This window comes from Stenotrophomonas sp. TWI1409 (assembly GCF_039673015.1).
In the GTDB taxonomy this organism is placed as follows: Bacteria; Pseudomonadota; Gammaproteobacteria; order Xanthomonadales; family Xanthomonadaceae; genus Stenotrophomonas; species Stenotrophomonas maltophilia_A.
Genome location: NZ_JBDJKU010000019.1, coordinates 38,175 through 51,801 on the forward strand (window position 1 = coordinate 38,175; position 13,627 = coordinate 51,801).

General features: G+C 66.6%; 15 protein-coding genes. 12 read left to right on the top strand and 3 right to left on the bottom strand.

Annotated features, from left to right (window positions below; genetic code table 11):
• Nucleotides 1-20: 20 nt before the first annotated feature.
• Nucleotides 21-503 carry a YajQ family cyclic di-GMP-binding protein gene (locus tag ABE423_RS08430; RefSeq protein ID WP_006471121.1) on the bottom strand — a complete coding sequence of 161 codons (483 nt, stop codon included), beginning with the start codon at nucleotides 501-503 and terminating at the stop codon, nucleotides 21-23.
• A 219-nt stretch (nucleotides 504-722) separates the two neighbouring features.
• Between ABE423_RS08430 and ABE423_RS08435 the strand changes: the two genes are divergently transcribed.
• From ABE423_RS08435 to ABE423_RS08455, 5 genes are all read left to right on the top strand, one after another.
• Nucleotides 723-1,619, top strand: coding sequence for a DMT family transporter (locus ABE423_RS08435; RefSeq protein ID WP_180838456.1), 897 nt, complete (start codon nucleotides 723-725; stop codon nucleotides 1,617-1,619).
• Between the two features lie 200 nt (nucleotides 1,620-1,819).
• Entirely contained in the window at nucleotides 1,820-2,827 is a 1,008-nt protein-coding gene (locus ABE423_RS08440; protein WP_032129022.1) for a methionine ABC transporter ATP-binding protein, read from the top strand.
• Nucleotides 2,824-3,513 (top strand): methionine ABC transporter permease, encoded by a 690-nt coding sequence (locus ABE423_RS08445; RefSeq protein WP_032129021.1) that lies wholly within the window; start codon nucleotides 2,824-2,826, stop codon nucleotides 3,511-3,513. The genes ABE423_RS08440 and ABE423_RS08445 overlap by 4 nt, the downstream gene beginning before the upstream one ends.
• A gap of 273 nt (nucleotides 3,514-3,786) precedes the next feature.
• The gene (locus tag ABE423_RS08450) at nucleotides 3,787-4,065 is read left to right on the top strand and encodes a type II toxin-antitoxin system RelE/ParE family toxin (RefSeq protein WP_080356578.1); all 279 of its coding nucleotides are present in this window, start codon (nucleotides 3,787-3,789) and stop codon (nucleotides 4,063-4,065) included.
• Nucleotides 4,066-4,075: 10 nt separating this feature from the next.
• Nucleotides 4,076-4,375, top strand: coding sequence for a HigA family addiction module antitoxin (locus ABE423_RS08455; RefSeq protein WP_049463234.1), 300 nt, complete (start codon nucleotides 4,076-4,078; stop codon nucleotides 4,373-4,375).
• Between the two features lie 40 nt (nucleotides 4,376-4,415).
• Here ABE423_RS08455 and ABE423_RS08460 read toward each other — a convergent pair whose 3' ends face one another.
• Entirely contained in the window at nucleotides 4,416-5,018 is a 603-nt protein-coding gene (locus ABE423_RS08460; RefSeq protein ID WP_010481371.1) for a lipocalin family protein, read from the bottom strand.
• A gap of 127 nt (nucleotides 5,019-5,145) precedes the next feature.
• Between ABE423_RS08460 and ABE423_RS08465 the strand changes: the two genes are divergently transcribed.
• Together ABE423_RS08465 and ABE423_RS08470 are read left to right on the top strand one after the other, a co-directional pair.
• Nucleotides 5,146-5,472: a hypothetical protein gene (locus ABE423_RS08465; RefSeq protein ID WP_049399225.1), complete on the top strand. Its 327-nt coding sequence runs from the start codon at nucleotides 5,146-5,148 to the stop codon at nucleotides 5,470-5,472.
• A 69-nt stretch (nucleotides 5,473-5,541) separates the two neighbouring features.
• Nucleotides 5,542-7,638: a prolyl oligopeptidase family serine peptidase gene (locus ABE423_RS08470; protein ID WP_049463220.1), complete on the top strand. Its 2,097-nt coding sequence runs from the start codon at nucleotides 5,542-5,544 to the stop codon at nucleotides 7,636-7,638.
• A 136-nt stretch (nucleotides 7,639-7,774) separates the two neighbouring features.
• Here the strand turns inward: ABE423_RS08470 and ABE423_RS08475 are convergent, their stop codons facing one another.
• A complete protein-coding gene (locus tag ABE423_RS08475) occupies nucleotides 7,775-8,962 on the bottom strand; it encodes a pyridoxal phosphate-dependent aminotransferase (RefSeq protein WP_346485719.1) in 1,188 nt (395 codons plus the stop codon).
• Between the two features lie 192 nt (nucleotides 8,963-9,154).
• On the opposite strand from ABE423_RS08475, the gene ABE423_RS08480 reads away from it, so the two are divergent.
• The 5 genes from ABE423_RS08480 (at nucleotide 9,155) to ABE423_RS08500 (ending at nucleotide 13,616) form a co-directional block, all read left to right on the top strand.
• Nucleotides 9,155-11,266, top strand: a complete 2,112-nt coding sequence (locus ABE423_RS08480) for an oligopeptidase B (RefSeq protein WP_049399231.1) — start codon at nucleotides 9,155-9,157, stop codon at nucleotides 11,264-11,266.
• A gap of 54 nt (nucleotides 11,267-11,320) precedes the next feature.
• Nucleotides 11,321-11,746 (top strand): YbaN family protein, encoded by a 426-nt coding sequence (locus ABE423_RS08485; protein ID WP_125893423.1) that lies wholly within the window; start codon nucleotides 11,321-11,323, stop codon nucleotides 11,744-11,746.
• Nucleotides 11,747-11,828: 82 nt separating this feature from the next.
• The gene (locus tag ABE423_RS08490; protein ID WP_049399234.1) at nucleotides 11,829-12,101 is read left to right on the top strand and encodes a lipoprotein; all 273 of its coding nucleotides are present in this window, start codon (nucleotides 11,829-11,831) and stop codon (nucleotides 12,099-12,101) included.
• Nucleotides 12,094-12,945, top strand: coding sequence for a diaminopimelate epimerase (gene dapF / locus ABE423_RS08495; protein ID WP_125893425.1), 852 nt, complete (start codon nucleotides 12,094-12,096; stop codon nucleotides 12,943-12,945). Before ABE423_RS08490 ends, dapF begins: the two co-directional genes overlap by 8 nt.
• On the top strand, nucleotides 12,942-13,616 hold the full coding sequence (locus tag ABE423_RS08500) for a DUF484 family protein (protein ID WP_125893427.1): 675 nt from the start codon (nucleotides 12,942-12,944) through the stop codon (nucleotides 13,614-13,616). Before dapF ends, ABE423_RS08500 begins: the two co-directional genes overlap by 4 nt.
• Nucleotides 13,617-13,627: the final 11 nt, after the last annotated feature.

Consider the following 13,627-nt stretch of genomic DNA (forward strand, 5'->3'; position numbering starts at 1 on the left):
GGCAGGTCCCGGCGGGGGCATCAGTCGCGGAAGTTGTTGAACTGCAGCGGCAGTTCGAACTTGCCGGCCTTGAGCACGGCGATGGCGTCCTGCAGATCGTCGCGCTTCTTGCCCTGCACGCGCAGCTTGTCGCCGTTGATCTGGCTTTCCACCTTCAGCTTGGCGTCCTTCAGTGCCGCCGCGATCTTCTTGGCGATCTTCTGCTCGATGCCCTGCTTGACGGTGATCTTCTGCCGGGCCTGGGCCAGGTTGGTTTCGATGTCGCCGAACTCCAGGCTGAGCACGTCGATGCCGCGCGCGGCCAGGCGTGCGCGCAGGATGTCGTTCATCTGCTTGAGCTGGAACTCGGTCGGCGCCGTCTGATTGATGACATCGCCATCGCGTTCGAACTTGGCGTCCACGCCCTTGAAGTCGAAGCGGGTGGCCAGTTCGCGGTTGGCCTGGTCGATGGCGTTGGTCAGCTCGTGGGTGTCGACTTCGGACACGACGTCGAAGGAAGGCATGGGCGGTGCTCCGCAGAATTCAGTGGCGGTCATTCTATCGTGCTGGCTGCATACCCGTTTTGTGGAGTCGAGCCATGCTCGACTCGCTCCCTCCCTTGTAGCGCCGAGCCATGCTCGGCTGCTTTGTGAAGAGCAGTCGAGCATGGCTCGACTCTACAAGGCGGCCCGCCGAGCATGGCTCGGCGCTACATAAGAGCAACAGGCGGGCGATAATGGGCCATGAACCTGCAACGCTCTCCCTCGCGCGCGGTGACCTGGATGGTTGCGGCGGTCGCCTGTTTCTCGCTGATGGACGCCGGCATGAAGCAGCTGTCGGCCAGCTATCCGACCCTGGAAGTGACCTTCCTGCGTGGTGCGGCTTCGTTGCCGTTCGTGCTGGTCTGGGTGCTGGTCAGCGCCGGCCCGCGCTCGCTGATCCCGCGCCGCTGGGGCCTGCACCTGCTGCGTGGTGGGCTGGGCATGGCGATGATCGGCTGCTTCGTGTTCGCCCTGCGTGACCTGCCGCTGTCCACCGCCTACACCATCTATTTCGTTGCCCCACTGCTGATCGCCGCGCTGTCGGTGCCGTTGCTGGGTGAGCGGGTTGGCCCGCGGCGCTGGGTGGCCATCGGCATCGGCCTGGTCGGCGTGCTGGTGGTGCTGCGGCCGGGCGTGGACGGCTTCATTTCGGTGCCGGGGCTGATGGTGCTGGCCGCGGCCACCGCGTATGCGGTGGCGGCGATCACGGTCAGCCTGCTCACCCGCACCGATACCTCGCAGTCGATGGTGGTCTGGTTCCTGGTGATCATGGCCATCGGTGCCGGCCTGCTGGCCCTTCCCGGCTGGGTGCCGCTGCAGCTGGAGCATGCGCCGCTGATCGCCGGCATGGGTCTGGCCGGAGCGCTCGGTCAGATCGCACTGACCAAGGCCTTCCAGCTGGGCGAGGCGTCGATGATCGCGCCGTTGGAGTACAGCGGCCTGGTGTGGGTGATCGGCTGGGACCTGGCCTTCTGGGGCCAGCTGCCGGACAGCTATACCTGGGTGGGCGCGGCGATCATCGTCGCCTCGGGGCTGTACCTGCTGCACCGTGAGCGGGTGAACCGGCAGGAACCGCCGAAGCCGCTGGATCATCCCTGAGCCGGGGTAGTGCCGGCCGCTGGCCGGCAACTCCTTGCCCCGGAGGGATCGCTGCAGGTGCCGGCCAGCGGCCGACACTACCGGGTGCGGGCGACTTAGAACCAAAAGGAATAACATTCTGGCCCATGGCGCGGGCGCGCGACCGCCTGCGCTGGTAGGCTGCACGCCCCCTTCCGTCACCCAGCCGGTGAGCCACGCCCGTGATCGAGTTCCAGCGCCTGCACAAATCCTATGCCGTTGCCGGCCGCGCAGTCAGCGCGCTGCAGCCGCTGGACCTGACCATCGAGGCCGGTGAGGTATTCGGCATCATCGGCCATTCCGGCGCCGGCAAGTCGACCCTGATCCGCATGATCAACCGTCTGGAAGAACCCAGCGGTGGCCGGCTGCTGATCGGTGGCGAGGATGTCACCGCACTGGACGCGGATGGCCTGCGCGCGTTGCGCCGGCGCATCGGCATGATCTTCCAGCACTTCAACCTGCTGTCGTCGCGCACGGTGGCCGGCAATGTCGCCTTCCCGCTGGAGCTGGCCGGCACGCCGAAGGCGGAGATCGACGCGCGCGTGGCCGAGCTGCTGCAGACCGTGGGCCTGGAGGCGCATGCGCAGAAGTACCCCGCACAGCTGTCCGGTGGCCAGAAGCAGCGCGTCGGCATCGCCCGTGCGCTGGCGACACGCCCGCAGATCCTGTTGTGCGACGAGGCCACCAGTGCGCTGGACCCGCAGACCACCGCCTCGGTGTTGTCGCTGCTGTCGAAGATCAATCGCGAGCTCGGCCTGACGATCGTGCTGATCACCCACGAGATGGACGTGATCCGCCGTGTCTGCGACCGTGTCGCCGTGCTCGACGCCGGCCAGATGGTCGAGACCGGGCCGGTCACCCGGGTGTTCCTGCACCCGCAGCACCCGACCACGCGCCGTTTCGTCAGCGAATCGGAGCACGTGGATGAAGGCGCGCTGCACCGTGATTTCGATGCCGTCGGTGGCCGCATCGTGCGCCTGACCTTCCTCGGCGGAGACACCTACGAACCCCTGCTCGGCAGTGTCGCGCGGGAGACCGGGGTCGACTACAACATCCTGTCCGGCCGTATCGACCGGATCAAGGACACCCCGTATGGCCAGCTGGTGGTCGCCCTGGTGGGCGGTGACCAGTCCGCCGCGCAGGCCGCGTTCGTGGCTGCCGGCGTGCACGTTGAGGAGCTGCGTCGATGATCATCGCCACTGCCGGCGGATTCTTCCGCCACCTGGATGCGGGCAAGTGGGCCGACATCGGCCAGGCCACCATCGACACCCTGCTGATGCTGCTCGGTTCGCTGCCGCTGACCCTGGCCATCGGCCTGCCGCTGGGCGTGCTGCTGTACCTGTTCGGCGCGCCGCAGATGAAGCGCCGTCCGTTCGCCTACGGCGTGCTGGCGCTGGTGGTGAACCTGTTGCGCTCGGTGCCTTTCATCATCCTGATGATCGTGCTGATCCCGGTCACCCTGTTCCTGATGGGGACGTCGCTGGGGGTACGCGGTGCGATCGTGCCGCTGGTGATCGGTGCCGCGCCGTTCTACGCGCGCCTGGTCGAAACCGCACTGCGCGAAGTGGACCGTGGCGTGATCGAAGCGACCCAGTCGATGGGTGCCACCACCTGGCAGCTGGTCACCCGCGTGCTGCTGCCCGAGGCGCGCCCCGGCCTGATCGCCGGTGCGACGGTCACCACCGTGGCGCTGATCGGCTTCACCGCGATGGGCGGCGCGATCGGCTCCGGCGGCCTCGGCGACCTGGCGTTCCGCGACGGCTACCAGCGCTCGCACACCGACGTGGCCCTGGTTACCGTGGTCCTGCTGCTGGTGCTGGTGCAGCTGCTGCAGATGCTCGGCGACCGCCTGGTCGCGCATTACAGCCGCAAATGACGAGGCGCCGGGGCGCTGCCCCCGGCGTCGCCCGGTGCATCGCGGCAGCCGGCCAGCGGCCGGCTCTACCCCATTGCCTGGAAACGGTAGTGCCGGCCGCTGGCCGGCAGAGCCTGCAGAACCTGCAGAACCTGCAGAACTTCGACAGTGTGCCTGTCATAGCGCCAGGCTCTGGAAGCCGCCACACCCATCAGGAATCGATATCGCCAGACTGGGACTGGCAGCACACCCCGTTCCTTGGTATGTTCCGTTCAACGTAATACGTTTTACGGAATGATCCGTTCATTCCGCTGCAAGCAGACCCGTGCCCTGTTTGAAGGAACCTGTCCACGTGCCTGGCTTTCGATCCGGCGGGCTGCCGAGCGCAAGCTGCAGCTGCTCGACTCGGCACAGACGTTGGCATTCCTGCGCAGCCCGCCCGGGAACCGACTCGAGGCGCTGTCAGGTGATCGGAGAGGGCAGTACAGCTTGCGTATCAATGACCAGTGGCGGCTGTGCTTTACCTGGACTGACAACGGTGCCGATGCCGTGGAAATTGTTGACTATCACTGAGGTGCCCGCCATGAAGCGTCCCCACAACGGCATGCGCGCCATCCATCCTGGCGAGATCCTGCGCGAAGAGTTCCTGATGCCTCTGGCGTTGAGCGTGAACGCGCTGGCAAGGGCCTTGGATGTTCCCGCAACACGGCTGCACGCCATCGTGCACGGGGAGCGCAGTATTTCGGCCGATACCGCGGCACGGCTGGCGCGACATTTTGGTGGGGATGCCGCGTCCTGGCTTGCGATGCAGGCGGCCTACGACCTCAAGACATTGCCAACGCGCAGCGAGATCGAGCGACGGGTACAGCCGCGGGCAGCGTGAATTCGGGGCGCACGGACCGAGGTCCGCGGCCACAATCCAGTCAACGCACGTTCGGTACTTCGTAGCCCAGCTTGCCGACCTGCTCCGGGTGCTGCGGCACGCGCTTGAGCTTGTCGGTGTTCACGCCGTACTCGTCACGCAGGCGCTCGGCCAGCTCCTTGTACAGGGCTTTGTCCATGTCCGGCGTACGCGAGAAGATCCAGGCCATTTCGCGGCCCGGGTAGCCGATCAGTGCCCACGAGTAATCCGGCGCTACTTCCAGCACCCTCGAATGGGTGGGCACGACGCGGTAGAACCAGGTGCGCCAGCCGTGGTTGCCACTGTCCGGGTCGACGCTGGCGCGGGCACGCACTTCCTGCAGCGGTTCGCCGAAGCCATCACGGTAGCGGTAAGTGATGCCGACCTTGTGCGCGTCGCGCAACTCGTACTCGTTGACGCTGGCGACATGGCCACGTTCGATGAAGTTCGGCACGCGGCCGATCACGTACCAGGTACCCATGAAGCGCTTCAGGTCGATCGGTGCGTCCAGGGCAGCCGCACCAGAGGCGCTGGTACGGGGCGACGGCGGCTCACTGGCGGCCACGGCGGGGCCGGCCAGGGAAAGGGCCAGCAGCGCGGCGCAGAGCGGGCGGATCGAAGTCATGCGGGAGCGGGCTCCAGTGGGCTTGCACGCGCATGGTCGACTGTGTGCACGCGATCCGTCAATGGTGTCGCAACCTGTGAGAAGGGGGTTGCCCATGCTGTGTTGCATTGTCCACCGGAGAAGCCCCATGAACGCACGTTCCGTCCGCCGCTCTGCAACTGAACGCGTCATTCTCGAGCGTGCCGACCCGCGCCTGCTGCGCAGCGTGCAGCAGCTGGCCCTGGCCGGTATGGCGCTGGTACTGGTCTGGCCGGCCGCGCGCGGCAGCAGTGCCTGGCTGGGCTGGCTGCCGATGTGGCTGGTGGGCATGCCGCTGGTGGCCTGGTGGGCGTTGCTGCGCTTTCCGTTGCCGCGCCTGTCGTGGCTGCGGCTGGCGCGTCGTACCGGTGGACAGGCACGTCGCCGTAGCGGCGGGGCGGCGCGAGGCCGTCGCGGCTCCACCGCCGCGGCCTGACCTTCGACACGGGGGCGGCCGCGGCGATCCATGCTAGCGTTCCACGGCTTATGACTGCCTGGAGCTGCAATGTCTCGACTCGCTTCCGCCTGCCTGCTGGCCGGCATGATGACCGCTGCCTCGGTGGGGACCGCCGTGGCCGCTGAAGACACCGATCGCTACGCCTGGCTCGAAGACGTCACCGGCGACAAGCCGCTGACCTGGGTCAAGGAACAGAACGCCAAGTCCGAGGCGCGCCTGGCGCAGACCCCGGCCTTCAAGCAGATGGAGACCAGCATCCGCGAGGTGCTCGACTCCGATGCCAAGATCCCCGGCGTGCAGAAGATCGGCGACTACTACTACAACTTCTGGAAGGACCAGCAGCACGAGCGCGGCCTGTGGCGGCGCACCACCCTGGCCGAGTACCGCAAGGCCTCGCCGCAGTGGGAAACCGTGCTCGACCTGGATGCGCTGAACAAGGCCGAGGGTGAGAACTGGGTCTGGCATGGCGCCGATTGCCTGCGCCCGGATTACAGCCGCTGCCTGATCGCGCTGTCGCGCGGTGGCGCCGACGCCGACGTCACCCGTGAGTTCGACCTGGCCAACAAGACCTGGATCAAGGACGGCTTCTTCCGTCCCGAGTCCAAGGGCGGCCTCAACTGGGTCGACCGCGACACCGTGTTCGTCTACACCGACTTCGGTGCGGGCTCGATGACCACCTCCGGCTACCCGCGCGTGGCCAAGCTGTGGAAGCGCGGCACGCCGATGACCTCGGCCACCGTGGTGTACGAAGGCAAGCCGGAAGACATGTACATCGCGGCGATGCACGATGACACCCCGGGCTTCGAGCGCAACCTGGTCAGCCGCACGCTGGCGTTCTACAACAACGAGCTCTACCTGCGTGGCGACGATGGCACGCTGACCAAGATCGACGCGCCGAACTCGGCCGAGAAGGGCCTGCACAAACAGTGGCTGACCCTGGAACTGCGCGATCCGTGGACCGTAGGCGGCAAGACCTACGCGTCCGGTTCGCTGCTGGCGACGAAGCTGGACGACTTCCTGGCCGGCAAGCGCGACTTCGAGGTGCTGTTCACCCCGACCGCGACCACCTCGCTGGCCGGCGCCACCTGGACCAAGAGCCACCTGGTGCTGAACGTGCTGGATGACGTCAAGAACCGCCTGTCGGTGCTGACCCCGGGCGCCGATGGCTGGCAGACCAGCCGCTTCGTCGGCGCGCCGGCCTTTGGCACGCTGGCCGTGGGCGCAGTGGACAGCAACGACAGCGATGCGGTGTGGCTGACCGCCACCGACTACCTGACCCCGACCACGCTGGCTCTGGCCGAGATCGGCCAGGCGCCGGAAACGTTGAAGACCATGCCGGCCTTCTTCGATGCCAAGGGCAAGGTGATCGAGCAGCACTTCGCCACCAGCAAGGACGGCACCCGCGTGCCGTACTTCGTGGTGCACGACAAGGCGATGAAGCTGGACGGCTCCAACCCGACCCTGCTGTACGGCTATGGTGGCTTCGAGATCTCGCTGACCCCGAATTACTCCGGTGGCATGGGCCGCGCCTGGCTGGAGAAGGGCGGTGTGTACGTGGTCGCCAACATCCGTGGTGGTGGCGAGTACGGCCCGCGCTGGCACCAGGCAGCGCTGAAGCAGAACCGTCACAAGGCCTATGAAGACATGGCTGCGGTGGCGCGCGATCTGGTCAAGCGCAAGATCACCAGCGCCAAGCACCTGGGCGTGCAGGGTGGCAGCAACGGTGGCCTTTTGACCGGCAACATGCTGACCCAGTACCCGGAGCTGTTCGGTGCAGTGGTGGTGCAGGTGCCGCTGCTGGACATGAAGCGCTACAGCCACCTGTTGGCCGGTGCCTCGTGGATGGCCGAGTACGGCAACCCGGATACCAGCGACTGGGAGTTCATCAAGACCTTCTCGCCGTACCATCTGTTCAACGAGAAGAAGAACTACCCGCCGGTGCTGTTCACCACCTCCACCCGCGATGACCGCGTGCACCCGGGCCATGCCCGCAAGATGGCGGCGAAGATGATCGACGCCGGCAAGGACGTGACCTACTACGAGAACATCGAAGGTGGCCACGGCGGCGCAGCCAACAACGCGCAGGCCGCACACATGTCGGCGCTGGCCTACAGCTTCCTGTGGGAGCGGTTGGGCGGTAAATAAGCAGAACGGAAAACGCCGCCCCAGGGCGGCGTTTTTCGTTGGGTTCACGTATCCACGCATGGCGTGGATCTACCTGCGTATCGTGCGCTGGGTCAGTAGATCCACGCCATGCGTGGATGCCGTTCGCGCAGATCGATCAGGCGCCCCAGCTCTTCAACCCGCGTGCAATCCGCGCCACCGCCTCCTGCAGCCGCGGCACTTCCTGGGTATAGGCCAGGCGCACATGCTGGTTGGCGCGATGGAAACCGAAATCCAGGCCCGGGGTGAACGCCACGTGTTCGGTTTCCAGGAAGTGCGCACAGAACGCCTGCGCGTCATCGGTGAACGCGCTGACGTCGGCGTACAGGTAGAACGCACCCTGCGGTTCCACTTCGATGCGGAAACCAAGCTCGCGCAGCGCCGGCAGCAGATAGTCGCGACGCTGGCGGAACGCCTCGCGGCGCTGTTCGAAGATCGACATCGATTCCTCGCTGAAGCAGGCCAGTGCGGCATGCTGGGCGATGCTCGACGCGCTGATGTACAGGTTCTGTGCCAGCTTCTCCAGGTCCGGCACCGCCGCCGGCGGCGCCACCAGCCAACCCAGCCGCCAGCCGGTCATGCCGAAATATTTGGAGAAGCTGTTCAGCACGAACGCGCTGTCATCCACCTGCAGCACGCTGGGTGCATCCAGGCCGTAGGTCAGGCCGTGGTAGATCTCGTCCACCACCAGATGGCCGCCACGCGCGTGCAGGGCCTGCGACAGTGCCGCCAGTTCGTCGGCGGACAGCACGGTGCCGGTCGGATTGGCGGGGGAGGCCACCAGTGCGCCGACGCTGTCGGCATTCCAGTGCTGTTCCACCAGCGACGGCGTGAGCTGGTAGGCGGTGTCCGGGCCGATCGGAACCAGCTGTGCACCGCCTTCCACCAGGCGCAGGAAATGACGGTTGCAGGGATATCCGGGGTCGGCCAGCAGCCAGTGGCGGCCCGGATCGACCAGCAGGCTGCTGGCCAGCAGCAGCGCACCGGAGCCGCCGGGAGTGACCAGGATGCGTTCGGGATCGATATCCAGCCCGTAATGGCTGCGATAGAAACCACTGATCGCCTGGCGCAGGGCCGGCAGGCCACGTGCGGCGGTGTAGCGGGTATGGCCGGCGGCCAATGCGGCCTGGCCGGCACGCACGACCGGTTCGGCCGTGGTGAAGTCCGGTTCGCCGATTTCCAGGTGGATCACATCGTGGCCCGCCTGTTCCAGCGCCTGCGCGCGGGCCAGCAGGGACATCACGTGGAACGGAGCGATTTCATGGCTGCGCCGGCTGTAGCCCGGCGTGTGGGGCAGGGTACTCATGTGCCCATGGTACGCCGCGCGTCCTGGAAGTGCCGGCCGCTGGCCGGCAACCACCCGCCTCTGTTTATCCCAAGGTTGCCGGCCAGCGGCAAGCACGACCCATGACGATCCGCAGGGTTGCCCGCAACCCTCCTGCAACCCAGACTCGAGCACAAGGACGCCATTGCATTGCGGCTCAAGGAGCCTTATCTCATGAAATCCACCCTCTGCCTGTTGCTTGCCAGCCTGATGACCACCACTGCCACCGCCGCCACGCCGCCCGTTCCGCCGGATGCCGCCAAGCATCCGCATGTGGTCAAGGCGCCGTTCGGCGCGACCCGCAACGACGACTATTACTGGCTGCGCGACGACAAGCGCGAGAACAAGGACATGCTGGCCTACCTGCAGGCCGAGAATGCCTACGCCGACCAGTTGCTGGCGCCGCTGAAGCCGCTGGAAGACACCCTGTACAAGGAGATCGTCGGCCGCATCAAGCAGGACGATTCCAGTGTGCCGGCGCGCGAGCGCGGCTACTGGTACTACAGCCGCTTCGAGACCGGCCAGGACTACCCGATCCACGCACGCCGCAAGGGCGGCATGGATGCCGCCGAGGAAATCCTGCTGGACGTCAACACGATGGCCGCCGGCAAGGGCTACTTCAGCGTCGGCTCGATGGAAGTCAGCCAGGACAACCAGCTGCTGGCCTGGGCCGATGACGATGTCGGTCGCCGCCAGTACACCATCCGCTTCAAGGACCTGGCCACCGGCAAGGTGCTGCCCGATGTGATCACCGGCAGCTCCGGCGACCTGGTCTGGGCCGACGACAACCGCACCGTGCTGTATGTCGAGAACGATCCGGAAACGCTGCTGACCGTACGCGTGAAGAAGCACGTGCTGGGCACCCCGGCCAGTGCCGACACCGTCGTCTACGAAGAGAAGGACGACAGCTTCTACATGGGCATCGGCCGCACCCGCGACGATCGCTTCATCACCATCGGTGTGCACAGCACCGTGTCCTCGGAAGAGCGCTACGCGCCGGCCAGCGACCCGACCACGTTCACCGTACTGGCGCCGCGCCAGCGCGATGTGGAGTACGACGCTGACCACTACGACGGCCGCTGGGTGATCCGCACCAACGACGGTGCGAAGAACTTCAAGCTGGTCACCGCACCGACCGATGCGACCTCGCGCGCACAGTGGAAGGACTGGATCGCGCATGACGATGCGGTGTTCATCGAAGGCTTCGAGCTGTTCGATGCGTACACCGCCATCGCCGAACGTTCCGAGGGCCTGGAACGCATCCGCCTGCTGTTCAAGGATGGCCGCAGCGACTACGTGAAGGCCGATGAGCCGGCGTACTCGATGGGCCTGGGCGACAACACCGAGGCCGATACGCCGTGGCTGCGCTACGTCTACACCTCGATGACCACCCCGACCACCGTGTTCGAGCTGAACACCGCCACCGGCGAGCGCCGCCAGCTGAAGGTGCAACCGGTGATCGGCTATGACGCGTCGAAGTACGAAACCGATCGTGTCTGGATCACCGCGCGCGATGGCGTGAAGGTGCCGGTGTCGCTGGTCTACCGCAAGGGCTACCAGAAGGATGGCAAGGGCGCGCTGTTCCAGTACGCCTATGGCAGCTACGGCATGTCGATGGATCCGTACTTCAACCAGACCGCGGTGAGCCTGCTCGATCGTGGCGTGGTCTATGCCATCGCCCATATCCGTGGCGGCCAGGAGATGGGCCGCGACTGGTACGAGAACGGCAAACTGCTGCACAAGCAGAACACCTTCAACGACTTCATCGACGTCACCCGCGGCCTGGTGGCGCAGGGCTGGGCGGCGAAGGATCGCGTCGCCGCGTCCGGCGGCAGCGCCGGTGGCCTGCTGATGGGCGCCGTGGCCAACCAGGCGCCGCAGGACTACCGGGTGATGGTGGCGCAGGTACCGTTCGTCGACGTGGTCACCACCATGCTCGACCCGACCATTCCGCTGACCACCAACGAATACGACGAGTGGGGCAACCCCGAGCAGAAGCAGTATTACGACTACATGCTGTCCTACTCGCCCTACGACAACGTGAAGCAGCAGGCGTACCCGGCGCTGTTCGTGGGCACCGGCCTGTGGGATTCGCAGGTGCAGTACTGGGAGCCGGCCAAGTGGGTGGCCAAGCTGCGTGACGACAACACCGGCCATTACCCGATCCTGTTCCGCACCAACATGGAAGCCGGCCACGGCGGCAAGTCGGGGCGCTTCCAGCGCTACCGTGAACTGTCCGAGTCGTACGCGTTCGTGCTGCAGCAGCTGGGCATCGCCCAGCCGTAATGGTGCAGGGGTGCCGGGCGTTGCCTGGCATCCCGAACCGGTATCCTTGCGGCCATGAGCCAGCCCGACCCCTCCGCATCCCGCGATGCTGCCACGCCACCGCGCGTGGTGCGTTTCCGCTGGGCGTGGTGGCTGCTGGCCTACGTCAGCCTGGGCACCGGTATCGTCGGCATCTTCGTGCCGGGTCTTCCCACCACCGTATTCATCCTGATCTCGGCCTGGGCTGCCTCGCGTGGTTCCGAGCGCCTGCACACCTGGCTGCTGCAGCACCCGCGCTTCGGCCCGGCCATCGCCAACTGGCAGGCACACGGGGCGGTCAGCCGCTACGGCAAGTGGATGGCCACGATCACCATGGCAGTGTGCGCCGGCATCATGCTGTGGTGCGTGCCGATCGCCTGGGTGAAGTGGTTCTCGATCGGCAGCATGACCGTGGTGGCGATCTGGCTGTGGACCCGGCCGCTGCCGCCGCCTGCAGATTGAACGCCTGCGGTGGTGCCGGCCGCTGGCCGGCAACCCGATCCCCTGCACCAACCGCTCAGCCGCCAATGGCTATACTCGGGGCATGAAGATCCCCCATCGAAACGCCATCCTGATTCCGCTGGCAGCGGCCTCGCTGCTGCTCCTCGCCGCCTGCGGCAACAAGGGCCCGCTGGTACTGCCGCAGAAGCCGGTGCCGGTGGAAGAAACCGTCGAACCGGTTGCCGAGCCCGCTACCGAAGCGACCCCGGCGCAGACCGAAGGCAGCGGCACCCCGGCCACGACCGTGGAGCCGGCTGCACCGACCACGCAACCGGCGCCTGCGCCTGCGAAGAAGGTGGGCGGCGGGAATGAGTAAGGCCGGTTCCAAGGCGCTGCGCTTCAGCAAGATGCATGGCGCGGGCAATGATTTCGTAGTGATCGACCTGCGTGACGGCACTGCGCCGCCCACGCCTGAACTGGCCGCGCGCCTGGCCGACCGCCACACCGGCGTCGGCTGCGACCAGATCCTGACCATCGAAGCGCCGCGCGCGGAAGGCTCGGTGGCGTCGTACCGCATCTGGAATGCCGACGGTTCCAACTCCGAGCAGTGCGGCAACGGCGCGCGCTGCATCGCGGCCTGGCTGGTGCGTGAGGGCAGTGCGCAGGGGGATCAGTTCGTCATCGACAGCCCGCTGGCCAGTCATGGGGTGAAGGCCCTGGGCGATGGCCAGTTCGCGGTGACCATGGGCGTGCCTGCGTTCGAGCCGGTCAACGTGCCGCTGGTGGGCTTCGCCCATGCACGCGAGGAGTACCTGCTGCCGTTGCAGGGCGAGAGCATACGCTTCGCCGCGGTGTCGATGGGCAATCCACATGCGGTGATCGAAGTGGGCCTGATCGATGCAGCACCGGTCGAGCGCGTCGGTTCGCTGCTGCAGCAGCATGCCTCGTTCCCGCGCTCGGTGAACGTGGGTTTTGCCCAGGTGATGGGCCCGGCGCATGCACGTCTGCGTGTGAATGAACGTGGCGTCGGCGAAACCCTGGCCTGCGGCAGCGGCGCCTGCGCCGCTGCGGTGACCCTGATGCAGCGTGGCCGCCTGCAGCGCGATGCGCGCATCAGCCTGCCCGGGGGTGACCTGCGCATCCAGTGGCCGGGCGATGGCCAGCCGGTGGTGATGGCCGGCCCGACCGCATTCGTCTTCGAAGGGGAGTGGATCGCATGACCGAAACCGTCGACAAGCTCGGGGCCCATGAAGTCGCTGCGTGGTTGCGGCGACATCCCGGCTTCCTCAAGCAGTTCCCGGACCTGGCCCTGACCCTGGTGGTGCCACGCGACGATGGCCCGACCGCGTCGCTGGCCAGCTACCAGCTGGAAGTGCTGCGCGAGAAGAACCGCGAGCTGGCACGACGGTTGGCCGATCTGGGTGCCACCGCCCAGGTCAATGAACGCCTGGCAGTGCGCACGCATCAGCTGACCCTGGCGCTGATGAAGCAGGACAACGCCGCCGACACCCTGCGTGCGATGGCTGCCTCGCTGCAGGAAGATTTCGCCGGCGACCTGGTGCGATTGGTGGTGCACACACCGGTGGCCGGGCTGGAACAGGCCGACTGGCTGCAGGTGATCGCCGCCGATGATGCGCAGCTGGGCCCGTTCCGCGACTGCCTGAACGACGGCGAGCCGATCTGCGGGCGCCTGCAGCCGGAAAAGAATGCCGTGCTGTACGGCGTGCGCAGCGAAGAAGTGCAGACCACCGCGCTGCTGCCGTTGCCGGGCGTGGGCCTGATTGCTGTGGGCAGCCACGACCCGAACCGCTTCTACCCGGGCATGGGCACGCTGTTCCTGCGCATGATGGGCGATGCGTTGGCCACCGGCCTGAAGCGCTTCCCGGGCTGAGCAGGATACGA